The organism is Mangrovibacterium sp., from assembly GCF_041596335.1.
Taxonomy (GTDB): Bacteria; Bacteroidota; Bacteroidia; order Bacteroidales; family Prolixibacteraceae; genus Mangrovibacterium.
The window spans coordinates 1-13,799 of the sequence record NZ_JBFHIT010000086.1; the positions used below are offsets into that span (position 1 = coordinate 1).

A 13,799-nucleotide genomic window follows, 5' to 3' on the forward strand; every position below is an offset into this window, starting at 1 on the left:
TTGAGGTAACATTTGTTTGTGCTTTTCAGCATATCTTTGTCGTAGATTTTATTTCATAAGTTTAGGTTTGATTAGTTTTATTGGTTTAGTTAGGTTTGAAAAGGGTAGATAGAGATCTACTCTTTTTTTTTGCTCTAAACTCACGAAGGCAGCCTAAAATTAGATCAGTTTTCAAATTCCAAATCACATTCTGCCTCACCCGAATTACCTTTCGATTCTTTGGCTGCACTCTATCCAAAGGGGGTACGTAAAGCTCTAAAATGGTCTCGCAAAAAATTTCCTGTACATTTGCGGTCGAAAAACAACCAGAACTAGTGTATTACGGACATTTTAGAACCTTCAAATCTGCTGTTGGTCAGATTGCTGTTCCAGCGCAGTTTCCCTACTTGTACACCTACGAGCCACATCTGCTGTGCCGCATTGCAGCCGACGAGTTGCAGCAACAAATTAGCCGCCATCCGGGGTGGAATACATTGTTCGGACTGGAAGATGAGGAAACGGGAGTGGGAAAGATGTTTGGTGTTTTGGTGGTGCAAAAAGCTGATGGTGCTATTGGTTATCTTGCCGGCTTTTCAGGAGCAATTGATGGCTGCAATGCTTTCCCTGGCTTTGTCCCTCCGGTTTTTGACTTGCTGAACCCGTGCGGTTTTTTTAAGCAGGGAGAGCAGGAGTTAAATGCGATGAGCGTTGCCATCCGGAAGCTGGAGGACAGTGATGATTTGCAGGAAGCGAATGGGCAATTGCGCCGTTCGGAAACGGAGCTGGCGCTTTTGGAGGTTGAATGGAAAGCCAAACTTAAAGCAGGTAAAAAGGAACGGGAAAAGAAGCGGCAGGAAGTGGGGGGAAAATTGTCGGGAGCGACTTTGGACGAGTTCCTGGAGCAGTTGAACCGCATGAGCCAGATGGAGAAGATCGTGTTTCGAAAAGCGATTGCCGAGCAAAAGCAAAAAATTGGATTGGCGCAGGAGCGACTTGCCCGATTGTTAAAGCCTATTGCGGATTTAAAGGAGCAGCGAAAGCAGAAGTCGGCTCAGTTGCAATTTGAAATCTTTGATCATTTCCGACTGTTGAATTATCGCGAGGAGGTGAAAACGGTAACGGAGATCTTTCGGGAGTTGGGTGAAGATACACCCCCTGCCGGTACCGGCGATTGTGCCGGACCAAAGCTCTTGCAGTTTGCTTTTCAACAAAAACTAAAACCTATCGCGATGGCCGAGTTTTGGTGGGGAGCATCGGCAAAATCAGAAATTAGGAAACACAAGCAGTTTTACCCGCCATGCCGCAGTAAATGTGCGCCCATCATGCACCATTTATTGGAGCATCTTGATGTGGAGACCGACCCGCTGCACAATAAAATAAAGCAACCACTAACGCTGGATGTGATTTATGAGGATGATTGGCTGCTGGTGGTGAACAAGCCGGAGCAGTTTCTTTCTGTGCCGGGGAAAGAAATTACAGATTCGGTGCTGCAGCGCATTAAACAAATGAGGCCGGACGCCGATGGCCCCTTGTTGGTGCACCGGCTCGATATGTCAACATCCGGATTACTACTGGCTGCAAAAAATCAGGCGACTCACAAGGCGTTGCAAAGTCAGTTTATGAAACGAATCACCCGAAAACGCTATGTGGCTGTTTTAAACGGTGAACTTGAGAAGAATGAAGGCGTAATTGATTTGCCCATCCGGGTTGACCTGGACAACCGTCCCAGGCAGATGGTTTGCTACGAACACGGCAAATCGGCGCGCACCAAATGGGAGGTCATCAGCCGCGAATGCGGAAAAACCAGGGTCTATTTTTACCCGGTTACCGGACGTACTCACCAACTCCGCGTGCATGCCGCCCATCCGAGCGGACTGAATACCCCAATTTTAGGTGACGAATTGTATGGCACGCAAGCCGATCGACTTCATCTTCATGCTGAATACCTCGAAATTATTCATCCGGAATCGGGTGAAAAAATTGAATTTGTCGCGCCTGTTCCGTTTTAAATTTGTTTGCAGGCGAGCCCTGCGAAAGCGGCCATTTCGATCCATCCATTTTGAGGCGCAAACCTCAATCGGATTATTTAGATGGCAGAGCGTGCAGAAGTTGTGCGCGTTTCCTTTTACCACAGATTAGAACGCCGAATAGAATAACTTCACAAAATATTTAATTGTTGTATGTCGCAATGAGATAGTCGTTTGCGAGTCGTTTCTATTTCTTCTTACTTGTTGGGGAACTAATTTCGTGAGCAAGAAAAGACTGTTTTTCTATAATTTACGTTTATATTTACTGCCGAATAACGAATAGGAGTGCCAAATTATTGGCTGAGATAATATCCTTTGAACCTGATTCAGGTAATGCTGACGCAGGAAATTCAATTCATACTTTTATTATTGCCCTCCCTCCATTTCGTTTTCATGTAATAATTACGATAAATTATAAATATGAAAATTGAAGTAAACGATTCCCCAACCGAAATTGCCGAAAAAACAAACCTGAAAGAGCTTGTTGATTCGATGCTGGCTGACACAAAAGGTGTGGCTATTGCGCTAAACGAACTTGTGATTCCAAAAGCCCAGTGGGCCGAAGTGAAGCTAAATCAGCACGACAAAGTGCTATTTATTAAAGCAACACAAGGAGGCTGATGCTTCATTTCCTTAGCGTTTAGTGCACCTCATTTTAACAGTAGAATCAGATCGACATGAAAGAAAAATTCAATTCAATAATTACCCAAAGACCTTTTCCCGGCTCAAAAAAAATATACATCAAAGGCCAGCTGCACGACATTAACGTTGCCATGCGCGAAATAGAGCTATCCGACACCGTAGATTTGGATGGCAATACAATCACGAATTCAAACATTACCGTTTACGATACATCGGGGCCTTATACCGATGTGAATTACAAGGTGGATATTACCGAAGGCTTGCCTCGTATTCGGGAGCAATGGATTCTGGAGCGGGGCGATGTGGAACAATTGCCGGAGATGACTTCGGTGTATGGTAAAAATCGTTTGAACGACAAAAGTTTGGACGAGATTCGTTTTAAAAATCACATGGCCAAGCCTTTGCGGGCGAAAGAAGGCCGCGTTGTATCGCAATACCAGTATGCCAAGCAAGGTATTATAACTAAGGAGATGGAGTACGTGGCGATTCGCGAAAATCAAAACATCGACTTATTAAACCAGGATTTTAAAAGGAATAACCAAGGTGAAAGTTTTGGAGCTTCGTTGCCAAAATCGCATGTAACGCCCGAGTTTGTGCGTAACGAAATTGCTGAAGGGCGAGCCATTATTCCCGCGAATATCAATCACCCGGAAGTGGAACCGATGATTATTGGTCGCAATTTTTTGGTGAAAATTAATGCCAATATTGGAAATTCTCCCACAACATCAAGCATTGCCGAAGAAGTGGAGAAATCGGTTTGGGCCATTCGTTGGGGAGCCGATACGGTGATGGATTTATCAACCGGCGCCAATATTCACGAAACGCGCGAATGGATTATCCGAAACTCACCGGTTCCGATTGGTACGGTTCCTCTTTATCAAACCTTAGAGAAAATAAAGGGGAAAGTGGAAGATTTAAATTGGGAGATTTATAAAGATACGCTGATTGAACAGGCGGAGCAGGGAGTTGATTATTTCACCATTCATGCCGGTTTGTTGCTTCATCATGTGCCCATGACCGCCAAACGACTAACCGGAATTGTTTCGCGTGGTGGTTCCATCATGGCTAAGTGGATGCTGATGTATCATCGCGAGAACTTCTTGTACACGCACTTTTCCGAAATTTGCGAAATTCTTTCAAAATACGACGTGGGCATTTCGTTGGGAGATGGTTTGCGTCCGGGGTCTATTTATGATGCCAACGATGCGGCACAATTTGCCGAATTGAAAGCGCTGGGTGAACTTACCCAAATTGCCAGAGATAAAGGCGTTCAGGTAATTATTGAAGGCCCAGGTCATGTGCCGATGAACAGGATTAAGGAAAATATGGATAAGCAATTGCGCGATTGTTTGGAAGCTCCATTTTATACACTCGGGCCTTTGGTTACCGATATTGCACCCGGCTACGACCATATTACATCGGCTATTGGAGCGGCACAAATTGGCTGGTACGGAACGGCCATGCTTTGCTATGTTACCCCCAAAGAACATTTGGGGCTGCCCAATAAAGAAGATGTGCGCGAAGGCGTGGTAACCTACAAGTTGGCCGCGCATGCTGCCGATCTGGCAAAGGGTTTTCCGGGGGCGCAGGTACGCGACAATGCGATGTCGAAAGCACGATTCGAATTTCGTTGGCGCGACCAGTTTAATTTGGCACTGGATCCCGAAAAAGCGCTGGCGTTCCACGATGCCACACTGGAAGCCGATAGTTATAAATCGACGCACTACTGCTCCATGTGTGGAGAACATTTCTGCTCGATGAAAACAACACAGGAATTGCGCCAGTTAGCCGGAAAAGAACCGATCCTTTCGAAAGACGAGCTTGATCAAAAACTGGAAAAGAAGGCTGAAGAGTTCCGGAAAAAAGGAAGCGAAATCTATCAGTAAAATGAGGACGAACTTAATCGTTATTTCGCCGCCGGAAAACGTTCGCGCTGAAATCACAAAGGTGGTCTCCTTGTTTAAACTGGGTCTGCAGCAATTTCATATTCGCAAACCAGGAGCTTGCGATTTCGATATGATCAACTATATCCTGTCAATTCCGAAATGCTACCACCCGTATTTGGTAGTGCATTCGCATTACCATTTGGCGAAAGAATTTGGGCTGAAAGGGATTCAGGTTGGGCTGAAAAGCGCCGAAGAAGCGAAGGAGTATCAAAACTGTTTTAGCTACTATGGTTATTCGGCGCATGCTGTTGATGAGCTTATTGAAAACAAAAACCGATACACGCATTTCTTTTTGAGTCCCGTTTTTGATTCGATTTCGAAAGAAGGTTATGCCTCGAACTTTGAGCTTCCGGAAATCGCCCGTTTTCTGCAGGAGAATCAGGAGCTGAACGTTTTTGCTTTGGGTGGAATGAATGAAAGCAATTGCCGTGTGTGCATGGATGCCGGATTTTCCGGTATCGCTTTGCTTGGAGCCATTTGGCAGGCCGATGATGTGCAAAATGCATTCGTTGCCATAAGCAGTAAATTAAACGATCGCGCAAAGGTGCTGAGCATAGCGGGTTTCGATCCAAGTTCGGGCGCCGGTATTACAGCTGACATTAAGACTTTTGAGCAACATCAGGTGCAGGGATTTGGTGCCGTAACAGCCATCACTTACCAAAACGAGCGGGAGTTCCGATCGGTCGATTGGCTTGGATTTGAGCAAGTGAAAAAGCAAATTCAGGTCTTGTTGTCTGCCCATTCAATTGAACTTGTAAAGGTGGGACTCATTGAAAATACTGAGGTCTTGCGGCAAATCATCACTCTGTTCAAAGCGCTCGATCATCCGGTTAACATTATTTGGGATCCGATTCTTAAATCGTCTACTGGCTTTCGTTTTCATTCGGATCAGGATAAAGCGGCGATTTTGAACTTGCTGAAAGACATTTATTTGGTGACTCCAAATTTACCGGAATGCAAGGAACTCTTCGGTACAACTGATCTTTCAGAAATCCAATCGTGTATGAAAAATGCGGGTATCGGCCGTGTTTTACTCAAAGGTGGACATTCGCTCAATGAGGATGTAAACGATGTTTTAATTGAGCAAGAGACGCTTACCCATTTCAAAGGAAAACGACTGGAGAATAAAGATAAACACGGAACAGGTTGTGTTTTGTCTTCGGCAATTTGTTCTAATCTGGCCAAGAGAATGCCTTTGCATTCAGCCATTAGGCAAGCAAAAAACTATGTCACAACCTTTATCGATTCAAACAATGCCTTGTTGGGATACCATAACTCGTAACAGATGGAAATAGCAAAACTTCAATTTATAACTAACTACCTGTCCGAGCGATCGCATTTAGAGCAGGTAAAAGCAGTGGTGGCGGCTGGCGTAAAATGGATTCAGTACCGCCCCAAAAACGCAAATAGAGTCGACATTTTGGCTGAAGGGCAGGAAATAGCGACGTTCTGCCGAGACCATTCGGTGACCTTCATTATGAACGATTTCGCTGATATTGCCCTGGAATTAAATGCCGATGGTGTTCATCTCGGAAAGAATGATCTGTCGCCGCGGGAAGCCCGAAAATTGCTGGGTTCGAGAAAAATTATAGGCGGCACTGCAAACACGGCCGATGATATCGAGCATTTGGTGAGCCAGGGAGTCGATTACGTGGGCTTGGGGCCGTTTCGCTTCACCAAAACAAAGCAAAATCTGAGTCCTGTTATTGGCCTTGAAGGGTACGATGAAATCGTTCGTGAATTGTTGCACCGTACAATATCAGTCCCTATTGTCGCCATTGGTGGCATAAGGCAGGCCGATATTGGTCCTATTTTAAACACCGGCGTTCATGGCATTGCCATTTCTTCATTATTGAGCGAAGTGGCGGAAAACAACGAAAATGCCAAAGCGCTGCTAAAACTATTTTAACTCGAAATCAACGAAACACAAAAACAATGGAAGCACTAAAAATAGCAGATAAATTCTTCAACTCCCGGCTTTTTACCGGAACTGGAAAGTTCTCATCAGGAGAACTCATGCGCGATGCACTCATCGCATCGGAAAGTGAGTTGGTTACCATGGCTTTGCGACGCGTGAACCTAAAAGAGCAAAACGATGCCATTCTTTCTCATTTACTTGAGGCGAGATTCAACCTCCTGCCAAATACCTCAGGCGTACGAAACGCAAAGGAAGCCTTGTTTGCCGCTGAGTTGGCCCGTGAGGCACTGGAAACCAATTGGCTGAAACTTGAAATTCATCCTGACCCGAGGTATTTGTTGCCCGATGGCGAAGAAACCTTAAAAGCCGCCGAAGTACTGGTGAAAAAGGGCTTTGTGGTATTGCCTTACGTTCAGGCCGATCCGGTTTTGTGCAAGAAATTGGAAGAGGTGGGTACGGCAACGGTGATGCCGCTCGGGTCGCCCATAGGAAGCAATAATGGCTTAAACACCCGCGATATGCTTCGAATTATAATTGAGCAAAGTTCTATACCGGTAATTGTGGATGCCGGTATTGGCGCGCCATCGCATGCGGCCGAGGCAATGGAAATGGGTGCGGATGCCGTGTTGGTAAATACAGCCATCGCTGTATCGCAAAACCCGGTGCAAATGGCCATTGCTTTTAAGCTTGCCGTACAGGCCGGACGCATGGCTTTTGAAGCAAAATTGGCCGAAAAGTCGAGCCGAGCCAACGCCAGCAGTCCACTTACTTCTTTTCTTTCCTAATAAATTCATCAGAATGTTTATTGACTTAATCGACACATACGACTGGAAAAACACCACCGAGCTTATTTACAGCAAAACGGACTCGGAGGTGCAAGCGGCATTGCAAGCAAAAAGCAGAAATCTCGACGATTTTATGGCGTTAATTTCTCCTGCCGCAGAACCGTACATCGAAGAAATGGCGCGGCAGAGCCAGCAACGTACCCTAAGGCGTTTTGGCAAAACGATTCAACTTTACGTTCCATTGTACTTATCCAACTTTTGCGAAAACAATTGTGTTTACTGTGGCTTTAATACGCAAAATAGAATCAAGCGGAAAGTGCTTTCCTATGAGGAAATTAAGGACGAAGTAATTGCCATCCGAAAACTGGGTTTCGAACATATCTTGTTGGTAACAGGCGAGTCGGATGTGAAGGCTGGCGCTGCTTATCTGAAAAAAGCGTTTGAGATTATAAAACCGCATGTATCACTTATCTCCATTGAAGTGCAACCCTTACAGGCCGAAGAGTATGCCGACCTGATTGAACAGGGTTTAAACACGGTTTACTTGTACCAGGAAACCTATAATCGGGAGCGTTATCCGGTTTATCACCTAGGTGGAAAGAAGCGGGATTATGAGAACAGGCTGAAAACGTACGAAAACCTGGGTAAAGCACAGGTGCATAAAATAGGGTTGGGAATTTTGGCTGGTTTGGAAGATTGGCGCACCGATAGTTTTTTTACCGCGTTGCACTTAAACTACCTTAAACGAACGTATTGGCGAACGAAATACTCCGTTTCCTTTCCTCGCTTGCGGCCTCACTCGGGCAGTTTTCAGCCCAATTCAATCATGACCGACAGGCAGTTGGCGCAGCTTATTTTTGCTTATCGCCTGTTCGACGAAAATGTGGAGATTGCTTTGTCGACCCGCGAGAGCGCTCACTATCGCGATCATATGCTGAAGCTGGGCGTTACTTCTATGAGTGCGGAATCGAAAACGAATCCGGGAGGTTATGCTCACCCGGAGTTGAATGATGAGTTAGAGCAGTTCGCGGTTAACGATAGCCGTACCGCATTGGAAGTGGCCAACATGATCCGAAGCAATGGCTATGAAGCCGTTTGGAAAGATTGGGATTACATTCTGCAATAAAACAGGGTTTCAAAGATGGATTTGGAAAGATATAACCGACATATTATTTTGCCCGAAATTGGTGTCGATGGACAGTCGAAACTGAATAAGGCAAAAGTGTTAGTGGTTGGTGCCGGTGGCTTAGGATCGCCGGTGCTTACGTATTTGGCGGCATCCGGGGTTGGAACAATTGGAATTGTTGATGATGATGTGGTGAGCCGAAGCAATTTGCAACGACAAATTTTGTACAAAACCAGCGAAATTGGTCAAGTCAAAGCCGAGAAAGCGAAAGAGCGTTTACTGGAGAATAATCCGGAGGTTAGCATCGAAATTTTCAATACCCGACTAAGCGCTGCAAATGCAACAGCCATTGCCGAAAAGTATGAAATCATAGTCGACTGCACCGATAATTACGACAGTAGATACATCATCGACAAGGTTTCGGTCGACTTGAAGATTCCCATGGTGTATGGTTCAATCTCAAAATTCGCTGGTCAGGTGGCGGTTTTTAATTACAATGGTAGTAAATCGTATCGCGACTTGTTTGATGAAAAGCCTGAGATTGATGAAAGCGACCCGAGTCGCTTGGGTGTTTTAGGGGTATTGCCCGGCATTATTGGAGCCATTCAAGCCAACGAAGTGTTGAAAATTATTTTGGAGCTTTCCGGGGTGCTTGCCAATACTTTATTTTTAGTAGACTCCAAAACAATGGAAACCAAACGAATTAATTTTTAGGATGTGAAAATCCGGTAGACTTGGAGGCGAAATAAATTATTTTGCCTCCAGACTAGTCCGATTTAGCCTGTTGAAAAATTCGGCGGAGCAAAATCGATTGAAACGGTGACTTTCAACGGTGCTCTTTTCGTGTTTTTGGGTTTTCTACTGATTAACTTCACCGTGACGAAAGCAGCTCAGCAAATGGTCGTTCACCATACCCGTGGCTTGCATGTGGGCATAAATAATGGTTGATCCAACAAACTTAAATCCCCGTTTTTTAAGATCCTTGCTAATCGTGTCCGAAAGAGGTGTTTGTGCCGGAAGTTCCTTCATGCTTTCAAACCGGTTTATAATTGGCTGGTTGCCAACAAAAGCCCAGATGTAGGCTGAAAAGCTTCCAAATTCCTTTTGCACTTCAAGGAAACATCTGGCATTGGTTACGCTGGCGGCAATTTTCAGGCGATTGCGGATTAGTCCTTCGTTTTGCATTAACTCAGCGATCTTTTCATCGCCATAAGCTGCAATTTTCACCGGATCGAAATCGTCGTAAGCAACGCGGTAGTTTTCACGTTTCTTCAAAACGGTATGCCAGCTAAGCCCGGCCTGAACACCTTCAAGAATTAAAAACTCGAACAATTTACGATCGTCGTATACCGGAACGCCCCATTCCTGATCGTGATAGTCGCGATAAAGCTGGTCTTTTAAACACCATTCACAACGGTTTTTCATAGTCCATGATTTGTTAAAAATTCGGAAAGCAAGATAAAAATACTTTAATCAAGCTTAACCGGGCTAAAATATTATTTTTGCTCTTCGTAAATTGGCCACCCTATGAAATTCAAGTTATTCTTCGTGCTATTTTGGCTGAGCAGTGTGGCTTCGGCCCAGCTCAATATTAATCATTATATCCGGGTGGGACAAACACGCATCTCTACGGGTAATTATGTTGGAGCCATCGAAAACTTCAATATCGTCATCAAGTTTAAACCACAGTTGCCCGAGCCGTATTTCTTGCGCGGAGTTGCCAAACACCAGCTTGAAGACTATCGGGGAGCGATCACAGACTACGATATCGCTTTGCAAATTAAGCCGTATTACCCGGATGCCTATATCAACCGAGGGCTGGCGCATCTTTCGCTGCACGAATATGAAGACGCGATTGCCGATTACAATAGTGCTTTGGAGCTTTCGCCACAAAATGCCGGTATTTACAACAACCGTGGAATCGCGAAGCTTTCGATGAAAGATGTGGATGGAGCCATTGAGGATTACAACAAGGCGTTGGAAGTTAGTTCGAATTTTGTAAATGCGTATATAAACCGCAGTAATGCCAATATAGTGAAGGGTGATCTCACGGAGGCTATTCGCGATTTGAACAGGGCCATTATCATTCGACCTCACTACGCCAGTGCGTATTTGTTGCGTGGGTTGGCTCGTTTCGAGCTAAACGACTTTGCAGCAGCCTTACGCGACTTTGATCAGACGATTAAGTTGGATCCGGAAAATGCGTATGCGTACAATAACCGGGGAATTGTGAAGCAACGTCTCGAAGATTTTCAGGGAGCCATAATGGACTACGATTTAGCCCTGCAGTTGAATCCCACCATGCCCAACGCATACTACAACCGTGGAATCGCGAAAGAAGTATTGGGTAAATCGGGTTATGAGGAAGATTATCGCATTGCCGCCAAATTAGACCCAAAACTCGATATTCGCCGCCGCCCGACAGAAGAGGAGTATTATGCGCAGCAACAACAGCAACAACAACAAGCTCAGAATAAGACGAACGCACAAGGCAATAGCCAGTCCCAGTCCCAGTCCCAGTCCCAGTCGACTGCTCAGGGAAGCGCGCAGGATTCCAAGGCGCAGGATGAAGAAGCTGAAAAGGCACGGCGACGATTCCGTTTGTCGCTGGCCGATACCCGGAACTTACCCACTCAGGACGAAGAGATTGAGGACGGACGTATTCAGAATAAAAACGTCATTATTGAGCTTCAGCCGATTTTCAGGATTGCCTCCTTCTCCGATAATTCGGTCGATTACGAGCGGCTTCAATATTATAACCTGGCCTTGGAGGAGTTGAATAAGTACAACAACTACACGCCTCAAATGAATCTCACCAACCGCGAAACCAGCGATTTTGCCGATAGTTTCCGGAATAGTATTCTGTACTTTAACGAGAAAATTAAAGCCAATCCTACGTCCGAGAATTACCTTAGCCGGGGAATATTTAAGTTTCTTACGGCATACTACAATGATGCGATTGCCGACTTCAACGAAAGTTTGAAGCGAGACAATAAAAACCTGATTGCCTATTACAGCCGGGCGAATTGTCGGGTGAAAATGGTTGAATTACTTGAAGCCGTTCCCGATCTTTCGCAGGACATGACAATTGCTTTGGGCGACGCGAACAACAATCATGTCGTCAAAAAAGAATTCCTGAACGATTATAAAGAGGTGTTGGACGACTACCAACGCTGCATCGACATCAACCCGTCGTTCCCTTTTGTATATTACAACAAAGCTTATATTTTGTGTAAGTTGGGGAAATATGACGAAGCGCTTAGTTTTTTCAACCGGGCGATTGAGCTGCAACCTGATTTTGCCGAAGCGCATTTTAATCGTGGGCTTACCCGTATTTATCTGGATGATGTGACAGGTGGAGCGATGGATTTAAGTAAAGCCGGTGAGTTGGGAATCGAGGAGGCTTACAACATCATTAAACGCTATTGTAATTAACGCTATCTTATATTCACGATTATGAAGAATCCCAAATCATTGAGCAACACAGAACTTTTGGATAAAATGGCAAAGTACCGGAAAATTGCTTTTTTTGCTGTTATGACGGTTTTTGCAAGCATGGCTTTTATTCTGATCTATAAACTGAATTACCTTTTAATTTTGATTGTGGCTATTCCGTTTGTTTTTATCGCCCGCGGCTTTTATAAGCACTACAACGAGGTACAACGAAGACATCTGGACTAATGAGTTTACAACCCTTGGCAGAGCGCTTGCGTCCGAAAAATCTGGACGACTATATCGGGCAGGAACATCTTGTCGGAAAGGGGGCTGTTCTGCGCAAAATGATCGAGTCGGGTAACATTTCGTCCATTATTTTATGGGGACCACCCGGGGTTGGTAAAACCACATTGGCTAAAATTATTGCCAATTCGCTCGATCGGCCGTTTCATATATTAAGCGCCGTCAATTCGGGTGTGAAGGATGTTCGCGAGGTAATTGAAAAGGCTCAAAAACAGCAGTTTTTCAGTCGGGCAAACCCGATCTTGTTTATCGATGAGATTCACCGATTCAGCAAATCGCAACAGGATTCGCTGTTAGGCGCCGTTGAGCAAGGTGTGGTGACATTGATTGGAGCAACAACCGAGAATCCTTCGTTTGAAGTAATTTCGCCTCTGCTGTCGCGATGCCAGGTTTATATATTGAAGTCGCTCGAAAAAGAAGACCTGCTGAAAATCCTGAGTTTGGCGTTTGAGAAAGATCCGGAGCTGAAACAGAAACAAATAAAGCTGACGGAATACGAAGCCTTGCTGCGATTTTCGGGTGGAGATGCCCGTAAGTTGTTGAATGTTCTTGAGCTGGTTGTGTATGCCGAAGAAGGCGACGAGGTTGAAATTACGAACGAAAAAGTAACCAGACGTCTGCAAAATAATCTGGCTACCTACGACAAGAAAGGGGAGATGCATTACGATATCATTTCAGCCTTTATTAAAAGCATTCGCGGAAGCGACCCTGATGCGGCTGTATATTGGCTGGCCCGCATGATTGAAGGCGGCGAAGACGTTAAATTTATCGCCCGCCGACTATTGATCCTGGCTGCCGAAGATGTTGGTCTGGCGAATCCAAATGCACTGCTTTTGGCTCAAAGCACTTTTGATGCGGTTCATCAGATTGGCCATCCCGAGTCGCGCATTATTTTGTCGGAATGCACCATCTACCTGGCTACCTCGCCTAAAAGTAACTCTGCCTACGAAGCAATTAACAAGGCTTTGCAACTGGTAAAGCAAACCGGCGACCTACCAGTACCGCTCCACATTCGGAATGCACCAACCAAGTTGATGAAAGATTTGGGCTACGGCAAGGAATACAAATATGCACACGCCTACGATGGTAATTTTGCAGAGCAGGATTTCCTACCTGAACAAGTTAAAAAGGAACGGTTTTATGTCCCCCAAAACAATGCCTCGGAATTGAAAATTTTAGAGCGTTTGAAAAATTGGTGGAAGAAACGTTACTAACGAAAAGCAGCGGCCGTGCCTGTAGGCAAAAACATCCATCCTGAGAAGTTTATTTTTGTCGGCTTCAATTTGAAATAAACGGTAAAGCTCTTTTGGGTAGTCAGGTCGGGTGTCTATCCGACGCAGTTGCAACATGATGATCATCGATTTCTTCAATATCGGGCTACTAATGTGGGCCTGCAAATTATTCTGCCCTGGCTTTTCTATGCCCGCGTGGTTGCAATTGAGACTTGGTGTGCTTTTTAATTCAGGAGGTTTACGTTGTAGTAAGCTAATTTACTTCAGTTTAGAGCAAAAAAAAAGAGTAGATCTCTATCTACCCTTTTCAAACCTAACTAAACCAATAAAACTAATCAAACCTAAACTTATGAAATAAAATCTACGACAAAGATATGCTGAAAAGCACAAACAAATGTTACCTCAA

The 13,799-nt window shown here is 45.0% G+C and carries 12 protein-coding genes and 1 riboswitch; of the genes, 11 read left to right on the plus strand and 1 reads right to left on the minus strand.

Going from position 1 to position 13,799, the window contains the following annotated elements; all coding sequences use genetic code 11:
* Positions 1-260 precede the first annotated feature (260 nt).
* The 8 genes from ABZD21_RS18885 (at position 261) to ABZD21_RS18920 (ending at position 9,137) form a co-directional block, all read left to right on the plus strand.
* Positions 261-1,988 carry a pseudouridine synthase gene (locus ABZD21_RS18885; protein ID WP_372776691.1) on the plus strand — a complete coding sequence of 576 codons (1,728 nt, stop codon included), beginning with the start codon at positions 261-263 and terminating at the stop codon, positions 1,986-1,988.
* Positions 1,989-2,277: 289 nt separating this feature from the next.
* A riboswitch (TPP riboswitch) is annotated at positions 2,278-2,371 on the plus strand.
* A gap of 55 nt (positions 2,372-2,426) precedes the next feature.
* On the plus strand, positions 2,427-2,627 hold the full coding sequence (gene thiS / locus ABZD21_RS18890; RefSeq protein ID WP_372776692.1) for a sulfur carrier protein ThiS: 201 nt from the start codon (positions 2,427-2,429) through the stop codon (positions 2,625-2,627).
* A 56-nt stretch (positions 2,628-2,683) separates the two neighbouring features.
* Complete coding sequence (thiC, locus tag ABZD21_RS18895; RefSeq protein WP_372776693.1) at positions 2,684-4,534, plus strand: phosphomethylpyrimidine synthase ThiC; 1,851 nt, start codon at positions 2,684-2,686, stop codon at positions 4,532-4,534.
* A 1-nt stretch (position 4,535) separates the two neighbouring features.
* Positions 4,536-5,876 (plus strand): bifunctional hydroxymethylpyrimidine kinase/phosphomethylpyrimidine kinase, encoded by a 1,341-nt coding sequence (locus tag ABZD21_RS18900; RefSeq protein WP_372776694.1) that lies wholly within the window; start codon positions 4,536-4,538, stop codon positions 5,874-5,876.
* Positions 5,877-5,879: 3 nt separating this feature from the next.
* Complete coding sequence (locus ABZD21_RS18905) at positions 5,880-6,503, plus strand: thiamine phosphate synthase (RefSeq protein ID WP_372776695.1); 624 nt, start codon at positions 5,880-5,882, stop codon at positions 6,501-6,503.
* A gap of 26 nt (positions 6,504-6,529) precedes the next feature.
* Positions 6,530-7,297 (plus strand): thiazole synthase, encoded by a 768-nt coding sequence (locus ABZD21_RS18910; RefSeq protein WP_372776696.1) that lies wholly within the window; start codon positions 6,530-6,532, stop codon positions 7,295-7,297.
* 13 nt (positions 7,298-7,310) lie between these two features.
* Positions 7,311-8,423 carry a 2-iminoacetate synthase ThiH gene (gene thiH, locus ABZD21_RS18915; RefSeq protein ID WP_372776697.1) on the plus strand — a complete coding sequence of 371 codons (1,113 nt, stop codon included), beginning with the start codon at positions 7,311-7,313 and terminating at the stop codon, positions 8,421-8,423.
* A gap of 15 nt (positions 8,424-8,438) precedes the next feature.
* Complete coding sequence (locus ABZD21_RS18920) at positions 8,439-9,137, plus strand: ThiF family adenylyltransferase (protein WP_372776698.1); 699 nt, start codon at positions 8,439-8,441, stop codon at positions 9,135-9,137.
* A 144-nt stretch (positions 9,138-9,281) separates the two neighbouring features.
* Here the strand turns inward: ABZD21_RS18920 and ABZD21_RS18925 are convergent, their stop codons facing one another.
* Entirely contained in the window at positions 9,282-9,848 is a 567-nt protein-coding gene (locus ABZD21_RS18925; RefSeq protein ID WP_372776699.1) for a DNA-3-methyladenine glycosylase I, read from the minus strand.
* A 102-nt stretch (positions 9,849-9,950) separates the two neighbouring features.
* Between ABZD21_RS18925 and ABZD21_RS18930 the strand changes: the two genes are divergently transcribed.
* Genes ABZD21_RS18930 through ABZD21_RS18940 form a run of 3 tightly spaced genes read left to right on the plus strand, consistent with a single transcriptional unit; the run spans position 9,951 to position 13,375 of the window.
* A complete protein-coding gene (locus ABZD21_RS18930) occupies positions 9,951-11,858 on the plus strand; it encodes a tetratricopeptide repeat protein (RefSeq protein ID WP_372776700.1) in 1,908 nt (635 codons plus the stop codon).
* Positions 11,859-11,879: 21 nt separating this feature from the next.
* On the plus strand, positions 11,880-12,104 hold the full coding sequence (locus ABZD21_RS18935) for a hypothetical protein (RefSeq protein WP_372776701.1): 225 nt from the start codon (positions 11,880-11,882) through the stop codon (positions 12,102-12,104).
* Complete coding sequence (locus ABZD21_RS18940; protein WP_372776702.1) at positions 12,104-13,375, plus strand: replication-associated recombination protein A; 1,272 nt, start codon at positions 12,104-12,106, stop codon at positions 13,373-13,375. The genes ABZD21_RS18935 and ABZD21_RS18940 overlap by 1 nt, the downstream gene beginning before the upstream one ends.
* Positions 13,376-13,799: the final 424 nt, after the last annotated feature.

Bases quoted from the DNA above. Each gene is read 5' to 3' on its own strand.
- ABZD21_RS18885 (WP_372776691.1), top strand. From the start codon at position 261: ATGGTCTCGCAAAAAATTTCCTGTACATTTGCGGTCGAAAAACAACCA.
- thiS (WP_372776692.1), top strand. From the start codon at position 2,427: ATGAAAATTGAAGTAAACGATTCCCCAACCGAAATTGCCGAAAAAACA.
- thiC (WP_372776693.1), top strand. From the start codon at position 2,684: ATGAAAGAAAAATTCAATTCAATAATTACCCAAAGACCTTTTCCCGGC.
- ABZD21_RS18900 (WP_372776694.1), top strand. From the start codon at position 4,536: ATGAGGACGAACTTAATCGTTATTTCGCCGCCGGAAAACGTTCGCGCT.
- ABZD21_RS18905 (WP_372776695.1), top strand. From the start codon at position 5,880: ATGGAAATAGCAAAACTTCAATTTATAACTAACTACCTGTCCGAGCGA.
- ABZD21_RS18910 (WP_372776696.1), top strand. From the start codon at position 6,530: ATGGAAGCACTAAAAATAGCAGATAAATTCTTCAACTCCCGGCTTTTT.
- thiH (WP_372776697.1), top strand. From the start codon at position 7,311: ATGTTTATTGACTTAATCGACACATACGACTGGAAAAACACCACCGAG.
- ABZD21_RS18920 (WP_372776698.1), top strand. From the start codon at position 8,439: ATGGATTTGGAAAGATATAACCGACATATTATTTTGCCCGAAATTGGT.
- ABZD21_RS18925 (WP_372776699.1), bottom strand. From the start codon at position 9,848: ATGAAAAACCGTTGTGAATGGTGTTTAAAAGACCAGCTTTATCGCGAC.
- ABZD21_RS18930 (WP_372776700.1), top strand. From the start codon at position 9,951: ATGAAATTCAAGTTATTCTTCGTGCTATTTTGGCTGAGCAGTGTGGCT.
- ABZD21_RS18935 (WP_372776701.1), top strand. From the start codon at position 11,880: ATGAAGAATCCCAAATCATTGAGCAACACAGAACTTTTGGATAAAATG.
- ABZD21_RS18940 (WP_372776702.1), top strand. From the start codon at position 12,104: ATGAGTTTACAACCCTTGGCAGAGCGCTTGCGTCCGAAAAATCTGGAC.